The sequence below is a fragment of the Bradyrhizobium sp. Ghvi genome (genome assembly GCF_900115265.1).
Taxonomy (GTDB): domain Bacteria; phylum Pseudomonadota; class Alphaproteobacteria; order Rhizobiales; family Xanthobacteraceae; genus Bradyrhizobium.
This window is the reverse complement of sequence record NZ_FOVU01000016.1, coordinates 91,892-101,549: the sequence shown is the minus strand read 5'-3', so window position 1 is coordinate 101,549 and position 9,658 is coordinate 91,892. Positions and strand designations below refer to the sequence as shown.

Sequence of the window (9,658 nt, the reverse complement as noted above, 5' to 3'; positions counted from 1 at the left end):
TTGCCATGCTCAGCCGCCCCATCTGCGCCCCCGCTCGTCCCCGATTCAGGGGAGCAATTTACGTGAGGCAACGGCTCAGCATCCGGTAACAATTAAGGCGAGGCAATGCGACTTCCTACCCAGATTGCCGCGCTACACGACACGGATAGCCGTGGAGGGAAAGGCAAAATGAGAGCCGTCGACCTGACGGGAGGCATAGAACTTGGTGCGGATTTGCTTAAGATGAGGCGTTCGGTTGCGATCTGTTTGCTTGTGGGGCGCTGTCATCGCACTCCTTCGGCGCATGTTGTAGGCAGTGTTTGGCTTGGAAAGAGATCTTGTGGAGCGATCACGGTCCATCGGCGCCTACCTAGCGGAACGCTTGCCCCACTTGGCGACGGTCTACCCCGAAATATTAAAGTCCAGCGCAGCTGCAGCCTTTGTCAGGCCACCTACGATGACACTCCGCACCATGGCCTCTCGCCCCTTCGGCGTCAAAGGCGCATCCTTATGGGTGCCCATCGATCCTCCGGGAGTGGGCTAGTCTAAAGCTTTGACAACTTTGCTCCCCCGTTTAGGGCCGGCTGGACAACCTACCGAAAGCTCACAGTAATGGTTTCACAGACATCCTACTCGAACCGGCTGACACCCAGGCGGCTCCTCTAAAAGCGCGCGTATGCGCGCAGCGATCAGCCGTGCTTCCCTGGGCCGCAGGTTGGGCTTGATGCAATCGAGTATTGCTAGCATCGCCCGAACTTCGTCGATGTTCAATGTCGCGACCATGCGATCTGATAGTCCCAGCGACTTATTGGCGGCACGGACCTGATTGGTTGCAACCATGGCAAGCGCTTGCGACCGCAGGGACGCGATATGCCGCTCGAATGTATGCATTTGTTGGCCTGTAGCTCCCTGTGGGCATGGTGTCGCAAGCGCTGGTGGCCAACCCCGTCACAAAGACTAGGGCTGGCCACCTTTGCTCCCAAGAGGCTCAAATTTCTCAAGGGCTACCAAGTAATATCTTCGAGAAGTAACATAGGGCACCTACCAAAATCGGTCGGTCCCGACCTCATCGGCGACTCTTTAAGCTGGGTCTTTGCCTCGAAGAAACTGGAGACACCAGCATGTCCAGACACCTGCGCGTTGCATAAGCAAGAATGATAAGCCAAACGCACATGAGAAACGCAAGAATGTTGGCGGAGTAAATCCAGGCGGAGCGCGATAGAAGCAGTCGTTGGATAGATAAGCCGAGACCTCGAAAGCCGCGACGCGGAGTACTGAGTTGAAGAATCCGGGAGGTTGTCGGCGCTGTCGTCGCCACACAGGGGCGAAGACAGTTGCATCATGACAACAGCGGACGGAATTCAGCCAGGCAATCTCCTTTCCCTTCCTGAGTGTTGCTGATGATTACCGGAATCAGTGCGGGCGCTCGACGTCGTTTGGTTTTGCTGGAGCAGATGCTGTCCCGTAAGCGCTTAGCCGGAGCCCTTGGTTCGGGATCGGGATAGCTGTGCGAAGAAGGCTCCGGGTTGGACGGAGGTTTGAGATGGGATTGGACAGCAAAAAGGACGTCCATTTAGACGGCCCGTCGGCGGGGTCGGTGAGCCGGTTGGAAGTTCTTGAAGGACCGTCGGGGCGCCGCGTGCGTTCGGAAGCGGAGAGAGCTCGGATCGTCGCCGAGAGTCTGTTGCCCGGTGCCCAGGTGGCCGAGGTGGCGCGCAAGCACGGAGCGACGCGCTGGCAGATCTACGATTGGCGACGGCGGCTTCGGCAACGAGGCGTGTTGCCGCCGTGCGAGGCGTCGCATCCGACATTCGCGCCGCTGGTCGTGGAAGGTGCGTTGGAGGAGCGTCACGTTCCGGCGATCAAGCTTGAGATTGCGATCGGTGATGTCGTTCTGCGGACGGATACGGCCATAGATGGCGAGCAGCTGTGCCGGGTGATCCGCGCGGTGCGAGCGTCACGATGATCGCGGCCGGTGCTGATCTGAAGATTTACGTTGCAACGCGGCCGATCGACTTCCGCTGTGGCCACGATGGGCTTGCGGCGAAGGTGCAGGAGATGCTTCGTCTCGATCCGTTCAGCGGGGCAGCCTTCATGTTCCGATCGAAACGAGCGGACCGGATCAAGATTTTGGTGTGGGACCGAACGGGCCTGGTGTTGGTTCACAAGCGCCTCGAAGGTTGCAAGTTCGTTTGGCCGACGATCGCGGACGGCGTGATGCGGATGTCGCCGGCGATGTTCGCGGCCTTGTTCGAGGGGCTGGATTGGAGGTTGGTCCGCCCGGAAGAAGCACGGCGCCCGCAGGTCGCTGGATAACTGCGGCAGAATGACTCGGCAGCTATTTTGAGCGTGGCACGCGCGGCGGCGATGTGCTCGAAATAGCACATGAGCATCGCGGCGCTGCGCGACGAAAACGAACGCCTCAAGGCGCCTTTGGCGCAAACGCAGGCGGCCTTGAGCGAGCATCAGGGGGCGCTGGCGGCGTCGGAGGAAGCCCGACGCCGGCTGGAGGTCATTCTCGGCGAATTGCGACGCGAGAAGTTCGGCGCGAAGTCCGAGAAGCTGCGGCCAGATCAGTATCACTTACCGCTGGAAGACGTGGAGATCGCGCAAGGCATCCTGGACGCGGCGCAGGAGAGAGCCGAGGCTGTGATCAACGGCCGATCGCGGAACGTGCCGGATCAAGGTCCTCATCGCAATCGCAGCTGCTTGCTGCCCATTTGCCGCAAGTGGAACGGATCATCGAGCCTGCGAGCACGCTCTGTCCGTGCGGTTGCGGCGCTATGGCGAAGATCGGCGAGGACGTCAGCAAACGCCTCGACGTGATCCCGGCGCAATGGCGGGTGTTGGTCACGCGCCGCCCGAAATACATCTGTCGCCGCTGCGCGGGCCCCGTCGTGCAGGCGCACGCACCGGAGCACGTCGTGCCCGGCGGGCTGCCGACCGAAGCGGCCATCGCGCACGTGATCGTCTCCAAATTTGGCGACCATACGCCATTTTACCGGCAGGCCGAGATCTATGCGCGCCAGGGTATCCGGCTTGATCGGGCGACGCTGGGCAACTGGTCCGGCCGCGCCTGCTTCCATCTTCAGCCCATCACGGACCACATGCGCCGCCACCTGGCCATGGCGGATCGGCTGTTCATGGATGAGACCAAGGCGCCGGTACTCGATCCCGGGCGCGGCCAAACGAAGAAGGGCTACTTCTGGGCGATTGCCTCAGACGACCGCGGCCACAGCGGCCCAAGTCCGCCGATCGTGCTGTTCCGATATGCCCCCGGCCGCAGCGGTGCCTTTGCGGAGCAGTTCCTGGATGCCTTTTGCGGACGCTTCCTGCAATGCGATGCTTATGACGGTTATGACCGGCTGACCGAAGTCGTTCGACCGCAAGGGCCGTGGACGCTCGTGCATTGCTGGAGCCATTTGCGCCGGCGCTTCGTCAAATTGGTGCGCAACAGAAAGTCTCCGATCGCCGAGGCGGCTGTTCGGCACATCGCGCAGCTTTACGCTATCGAAGCCATGGTGCGCGGCTCGTCGCCGGACAGCCGGTTGGCCGTGCGCAAGGAGCACTCGCTGCCCCTCATCGCGGCTTTAAAACCGTGGTTTGAGAAGCAGCTTTCCATGATCTCCAGCGGCTCAACGCTCGCCGAGGACATCCGCTATGCGCTCAATCACTGGCAGGGGCTGACCCGCTTCCTCGAAGACGGGCGTCTCGAACTCGACACCAACCCGGTCGAGAACGCCATCCGGCCGGTCTGCCTAACCAGAAAAAATGCGCTCTTCGCGGGCCATGAAATCGGGGCAGAAAACTGGGCTATGCTGGCGTCGATAGTCGCTACCTGCAAGCTCAACAGCGTCAACCCGGCTGCCTACATCGCTGAAACACTCGAGGCGATCATCGACGGTCATCCCCAGAGCAAGATCGATGATCTCATGCCGTGGCGATTCCGCAAAACGTCAAGCCAGCCTCAATCGGGTCACGGCTAAGCGCTTACGCTGTCCCTCCTCGCCCGCACTGCCAGTCGAACGGGCGGCACACGTTGCTGCACTCGACGATCGACCTCTATGCGCTGCAGCCGACCGTCCAGCATCTGACGCGGTCATCCCTGCATCGCCTCCAGCGCCACGGCATCAGCCGATTGCCGGACGCCGAAGGTGGCAAGCCCTCGAAGAAGTTCAAGGCTTATCCAATCGGCTATTTCCACATCGATATGGCCGAGCTCCAGGCCGCTAAAGGCATGCTCTACCTTGCGTCGCAATCGATCGCACCAGTTCGCCTTTGTGCAGCTGGTCAGAAAGACGGGAAGGACCTCAGCCTCGAGCTTTCTCGAAGCTCTGATCGCGGCCGTCCCCTAGAAGATCCACAGGGTGTTCACCGACAATGGGATCCAGTTCACCTTCCCGCGCGCTATGCGGACGGATATGTTCGATTTGCGATCCCAGGAAAACGGGAACGAACATCGGCTGACCAAGATCAAGCAACCTTGGACCAATGGCCAGCTCGAGCGCATGAACCGCACGATCAAGGAAGCGACCGTCGAACGCAACCATTACGATCGACAACGATCAGCTCGAAGCTCACCTTGCCGACTTTGTCACTGCTTACAATTGCGTCCGGCGCTGAAGACCCTGAAGGGCCTCCCACGCTACGAATAAATCTGCAAAAGCCGGACTTCCCAGCCAAAGCGATTCAAATTCAACCCGCTCCAGCAAATGCCGGGACTAACACCTAGACTTCTGGCCAGGCCCGGAGTTTCCACTCAGGCATTCGCTAGATGGAGAGAGCCTGCGCTTCCAGCGGTATCAACTCCGCGCAAGCAAAGCCATTGGCTCCTCTCTTTTTCTTCGACTGAGCATCCGATTGCACGACGAGCTCATAGCGACCGTTGCAGTTAGTTTTCTTCCGAGGAGGATGCTCAAAATGATCAGTGCCCCCCACCTCTTGTCGACTGGCCCCAGCGCAGGTGCGTGCACCTCGTTGAGCTGCGCGATGGCCTAAAAGTTCGATCGTGCGGGAAGCCAATCGCAACTTTTCCTTGCAGACGACTTCAGACAAGGCGATCTTACGTCTCGCGCGAGTACTTGCCCGTGTGGCCGCGAGGGAAGATCATGAAAGACAGCTCATCGATCGAAGCGATAAGGAAAAGAGCGACGATCTATGCTCGATTCTCAACCGATCTACAGAGCGAGAGATCGATTGAGGATCAGCTTTCACTTTGTCAGAGCTATGCCGAGCGCGAATGCTTAACTGTTGTCAGTACCCACGAAGATCGGGCTCGTTCAGGTGGGTCTGTCATGGGCCGCGAAGGCCTTCTGCGGATGTTGGACCAAGCGCGGGAGAGATCCTTTGACGTGGTGATCGTCGAAGCGCTCGATCGCCTCTCTCGCGACATGGAAGATCTCGCTGGCATTCATAAGCGGCTGTCATTTCTCGGGATCGAGATCCGGGCGGTCCACGAGGGCGTCGTTAACACGGTGCTGGTCGGCCTTCGCGGCTTGGTCGGACAACTCTATCGAGAGGACAACGCTCACAAGGTGCGTCGTGGCCAAGCGGGGCGCGTCAAGCAAGGTTTGGCCGGAGGCGGCCTGACATACGGTTATGCCGCGGTCGCCGGAAAAAGCGGCGAACGGGTCATAATTGAGGCGGAGGCGCAAGTGATCCGACGCATCTTTCAGGAATACGTAAGCGGTCGAACGCCTCGCGAAATCGCGCACGATCTCAACAAAGAGAGGGTATCACCTCCGCGAGGGCGCGCATGGAATGCTTCAACCATCAACGGTAACCTTGAGAGGGGTGCGGGAATTCTGCAGAACGAGCTCTATGTTGGGCGCCTCGTCTGGAACAAGGTTAGGATGGTGAAAGATCCGGACTCGGGAAAGCGCCTGTCACGACCGAATCCCAAGAGCGACTGGCAGGTAGCCGAAGTGTCGCATCTTGCAATTGTCAGTCCAGAGCTGTTCACAGCTGCCCAGCAACGCAAAGCCGAGCGCAGTCAAGGTCATCCCAGCCACCAACGTCGGCCTCGTCGGATGTTGTCTGGCCTGCTCCGTTGCGGTTCCTGCGGTTCGGGCATGGCAACGAATGGGCGCGACAAATCGGGGCGCGTGCGTATTCGCTGCTCGGCAGCGACAGAAAGCGGCACATGTGCTGATGGCAAAACTTTCTATTTAGACACAGTCGAGAGTGCGGTTCTCAGTGGGTTAAAGGACGAATTGCGCGCGCCGAAGGTTATTTCGGAATACGTACGCACGTATCTCGAGGAGCGGAAGCGCCTCGCGGCTTCATCAAATGCAAAACGGCAGCGCCTTGAGCAGCAGCTTGGGAAGTTAAACCGAGAAATCGAACGACTGGTGGATGCGATCGCGAAAGGACATGGCGATCCATCCGTTCTCGGGCCGCGATCGACTGCCTTAGATGCCGAACGAAAGCGGATATCTGAGGAGTTGCAGAGTGAACCGCTCGCCCCGACGGAAGTCGCGCTGCAGCCGGCAATCCTCAAACGATACGAGGAGCAACTCGGTCGGCTTGGAGAAGCGCTAGCACAAGGTGCCGGTGCAGGCGACGGAGAAGCCGCCGAAGCCATCAGAGACCTGGTAGAGAGGGTCACTGTGTTCCGCGATCCAGCGCGAGCTGGTGGTGTAGCCGTGGAGATAGCAGGCCGGCTAAATGCCCTGCTCGGGGAAAAGGTCTATCCCAACCAAGTCAAAGGATTGTGGGGAAAGGTGGTAGCGGGGGAGGGACTCGAACCCCCGACCCCAGGATTATGATTCCCGTGCTCTAACCAGCTGAGCTACCCCGCCACGAGTCGCTCGCGGTGGCCGAAACGGCCGATCTCGCGAACGCGCGGCATATAAAGAAGGGGGCGGCGGGAAGTCAAGCTAAGTGGTCGCCTTCCGCCTGCGCCAAGGCTTCGGTGCGACAAGTCGCCGAAAATATTGATTTTTCGTCGCTCCGGCCGTCTGGCCTGGCTTCTCCCGGCCATGACGGAGATTGGGGATACGGAACAGGTTATTTCGGCTTGACCGTGGGGTCGCCGCCGGGGCTGCCGGGAGGTGGGATGACGGGCATCTTGCCGTCCGTGCTCGGCGCCGGGGCATGCATTTCGGGGTCGACGCCGGCGGGCGGGCAGAGCACGCCGTCGGACTTTGCCAATTTGTCGCCGAGCGGTTCCCGCGATTGCCCTGTCGTGGTGCCGTCGGGCGCAGTGGCGCGGTTCGGGCGGTCCTGCGGTGCGCAATCGGCGGCGGCGTGTTGCGGGGATGGCGGCGCGGTCGCTTGCGGCGGCGTCGCCGGGGCGGGCGGGGCCTGCGCGATCGCGGGCGCAGAGGCTGCGATCACAAGGCCAGCCAGAATGATGTTTGATGTCGTGCGCATGGAAGGGAAACGCGCTGGACGGGCGCCCTGTTCCCTCGGCTGAACATTACGATTTGTGGTAGCGGATCAGCGAAAAGTGCCCCATTGGCGGCATTGGGCGGCGCTCGGCGAGTGTAACCCCGCCGTGTTTGGCGGCCCAGTTGACGAGGCGGTCCCACGGAAATTCGGGGCGCCAGCCGAGACGACGGGCGATGGGCGCGAACGCCAGCTCGAACAACTTTCGCGGGCCGCTTTCGGCCCCGATGTGGTTGACCAGGATCAGCTCGCCGCCGGGCCGCAGCACGCGCACGAACTCATCGAGCGTGCCTTCGGGATCGGGCACGGCGGTGATGACATATTGCGCGACGACGGCGTCGAACGCGTTGTCGGGAAAAGCGAGGTTCTTCGCGTCCATCACCGAGAGTACTTCGACATTGGAGAGGCGAAGGGCCCGCACGCGCGCCTGCGCCTTGCGCAACATCGGCTCGGAAATATCGACGCCGCAGATTTTTGTGGTGCGCGAATAGTCCGACAGCGACAGACCGGTGCCGACGCCGACGTCGAGGATGCGGCCGCCGATGCGATCAGCCTCCGCGATGGTTGATTGCCGTCCGGCATCGAACACCTTGCCGAACACGAGATCATAGACCGGCGCCCAGCGGCCATAGGCCTTCTCGACCCCGGCCCGCGAGATATCTGCTGCCATGCCCCTGCCCTTACGCGACACGAGAATTGATAAGTGATGAGATCGAAGCCAGCCCCGAAATTGGTCTAGCGCCTCTCCTGCTTGCGGGAGAGGTCGACACGCTCGCAAGAGCGTAGCGGGTGAGGGCTTTTTCCGCTCGCCACATATCGCGTGTGGAGAGAGCCCCCTCCCCAACCCTCCCCCGCAAGCGGGAGAGGGGGCGCACCGTCATTGCGGTGACGATCGGGCTCGATTTCATCGTGTTCAGCCGCGCACGGCTTCCGCGAGCGGGCGCGATGTGGCCGCGCCGACCTTCGCGGCAGCGCTCTGGATGAAGCCGCCGCCGAGCACGCGGGCCTGCCCTGAGGGCGCGTCATAGAATACGCAGGCCTGGCCGGGCGAAACGCCCTCTTCGCCGGCGACCAGCTCGACCTCGTAGTGACCATCAGCGCCGCGCAGCCAGGCCGGCTGGGGGCTGCGGGTCGAGCGCACGCGCACGAACAGCTCGAGGCCGTCGCCGATGGCGCGATCGATATCGCCGCCGCCGATCCAGTTGACGTCGCGCAGGGCGATGCGGTGCATCTTCAGCGCATCGCGCGGGCCGACGACGACGCGGCGGTTGGCGGCATCGAGGCGCACCACGAACAGCGGCGCGTGAGCTGCAATGCCGAGGCCGCGGCGCTGGCCGACGGTGAAATTGGCGATGCCGTGATGCTGGCCGAGCACGCGACCTTCGAGATCGACGATGTCGCCGGGATCCATCGCGTTCGGCCGCAGGCGGGTGATGATATCGGTGTAGCGCCCCGTCGGCACGAAGCAGATGTCCTGGCTGTCGTGCTTGTCGGCGACGGAGAGACCGAAGCGGCGCGCGAGCTCGCGCGTCTCGGGCTTGGTCATGTCCCCGAGCGGGAAGCGCAGGAAGTCGAGCTGTTCCTGCGTGGTCGCGAACAGGAAGTAGCTCTGGTCGCGGTCGGCATCGGCGGCGCACACCAGCGCGCGCGAGCCGTCGGCGCGGCGGCGCGAGGCGACGTAGTGGCCGGTGGCGAGCGCCTGCGCGCCAAGTTCACGCGCGGTCTTCAGGAGGTCGCGGAATTTGACGCTGCGGTTGCACTCGATGCACGGCACCGGCGTTTCGCCGAGCGCATAAGAATCGGCGAAGTTGTCGATGACGGACTCGCGAAAGCGGTCCTCATAGTCGAGCACGTAATGGGGAATACCGAGCTTGGCCGCGACGTCGCGCGCGTCGTGGATGTCCTGGCCGGCGCAGCAAGCGCCCTTGCGGTGGGTCGCCGCGCCATGATCGTAAAGCTGGAGCGTGATGCCGACAACATCGTAGCCCTCGGCCTTGAGCAGCGCAGCCGTCGTCGAGGAATCGACGCCGCCGGACATGGCAACGACGACCCTGGTATCCTCAGGACGGCCTTCGAGATCCAGACTGTTGAGCATGGGCCTAAGCTGACGTGACGGCGGCGTTTTCCCGCGATTCCTGATGCCCCAGACCGGGCCACTAGGGCGCTCCGGGAACTTGAGTTCCCGAAGGGCACTGGCTTGCCCGGTCGAAAGCGGCTGAGAGCACCCTTTAATATAGGTGGCATTCCACTGAAGCAATCACGCCCGTCCCCGGCTTTCAGGCAATTCTTG

The 9,658-nt window shown here is 61.7% G+C and carries 6 protein-coding genes, 1 tRNA gene and 2 pseudogenes; 5 read left to right on the top strand and 4 right to left on the bottom strand.

Translation table 11 applies throughout. The annotated features are described in order from the left end of the window. Positions 1–1,522: 1,522 nt before the first annotated feature. From tnpA to BM374_RS34225, 5 genes and pseudogenes are all read left to right on the top strand, one after another. Positions 1,523–1,945 carry an IS66-like element accessory protein TnpA gene (gene tnpA, locus BM374_RS34245; protein WP_092302915.1) on the top strand — a complete coding sequence of 141 codons (423 nt, stop codon included), beginning with the start codon at positions 1,523–1,525 and terminating at the stop codon, positions 1,943–1,945. Then, positions 1,942–2,295, top strand: a complete 354-nt coding sequence (gene tnpB / locus BM374_RS34240; RefSeq protein WP_092302913.1) for an IS66 family insertion sequence element accessory protein TnpB — start codon at positions 1,942–1,944, stop codon at positions 2,293–2,295. Before tnpA ends, tnpB begins: the two co-directional genes overlap by 4 nt. A gap of 69 nt (positions 2,296–2,364) precedes the next feature. Beyond that, a pseudogene (tnpC, locus tag BM374_RS34235) lies at positions 2,365–3,965 on the top strand (IS66 family transposase). Then, a pseudogene (locus tag BM374_RS34230) lies at positions 3,856–4,703 on the top strand (integrase core domain-containing protein); the annotation flags it as partial. The pseudogenes tnpC and BM374_RS34230, both read left to right, overlap by 110 nt. A gap of 384 nt (positions 4,704–5,087) precedes the next feature. Next, entirely contained in the window at positions 5,088–6,746 is a 1,659-nt protein-coding gene (locus BM374_RS34225) for a recombinase family protein (RefSeq protein ID WP_092302933.1), read from the top strand. Here the strand turns inward: BM374_RS34225 and BM374_RS34220 are convergent. The 4 genes from BM374_RS34220 to mnmA all read right to left on the bottom strand — a co-directional run bounded on the left by BM374_RS34220 (position 6,703) and on the right by mnmA (position 9,463). Beyond that, positions 6,703–6,779, bottom strand: a tRNA-Met gene (locus tag BM374_RS34220). The genes BM374_RS34225 and BM374_RS34220 overlap by 44 nt on opposite strands. 208 nt (positions 6,780–6,987) lie before the next feature. Then, on the bottom strand, positions 6,988–7,353 hold the full coding sequence (locus BM374_RS34215; RefSeq protein WP_092302911.1) for a hypothetical protein: 366 nt from the start codon (positions 7,351–7,353) through the stop codon (positions 6,988–6,990). A gap of 46 nt (positions 7,354–7,399) precedes the next feature. Further along, the gene (locus BM374_RS34210) at positions 7,400–8,038 is read right to left on the bottom strand and encodes a class I SAM-dependent methyltransferase (protein WP_092302909.1); all 639 of its coding nucleotides are present in this window, start codon (positions 8,036–8,038) and stop codon (positions 7,400–7,402) included. Positions 8,039–8,281: 243 nt separating this feature from the next. Then, positions 8,282–9,463 carry a tRNA 2-thiouridine(34) synthase MnmA gene (gene mnmA, locus BM374_RS34205; protein WP_092302907.1) on the bottom strand — a complete coding sequence of 394 codons (1,182 nt, stop codon included), beginning with the start codon at positions 9,461–9,463 and terminating at the stop codon, positions 8,282–8,284. Between the last annotated feature and the right edge of the window lie 195 nt (positions 9,464–9,658).

Excerpts from the sequence above, each read along its gene's own strand:
- tnpA (WP_092302915.1), top strand. The coding sequence starts at position 1,523 with ATGGGATTGGACAGCAAAAAGGACGTCCATTTAGACGGCCCGTCGGCG.
- tnpB (WP_092302913.1), top strand. The coding sequence starts at position 1,942 with ATGATCGCGGCCGGTGCTGATCTGAAGATTTACGTTGCAACGCGGCCG.
- BM374_RS34225 (WP_092302933.1), top strand. The coding sequence starts at position 5,088 with ATGAAAGACAGCTCATCGATCGAAGCGATAAGGAAAAGAGCGACGATC.
- BM374_RS34215 (WP_092302911.1), bottom strand. The coding sequence starts at position 7,353 with ATGCGCACGACATCAAACATCATTCTGGCTGGCCTTGTGATCGCAGCC.
- BM374_RS34210 (WP_092302909.1), bottom strand. The coding sequence starts at position 8,038 with ATGGCAGCAGATATCTCGCGGGCCGGGGTCGAGAAGGCCTATGGCCGC.
- mnmA (WP_092302907.1), bottom strand. The coding sequence starts at position 9,463 with ATGCTCAACAGTCTGGATCTCGAAGGCCGTCCTGAGGATACCAGGGTC.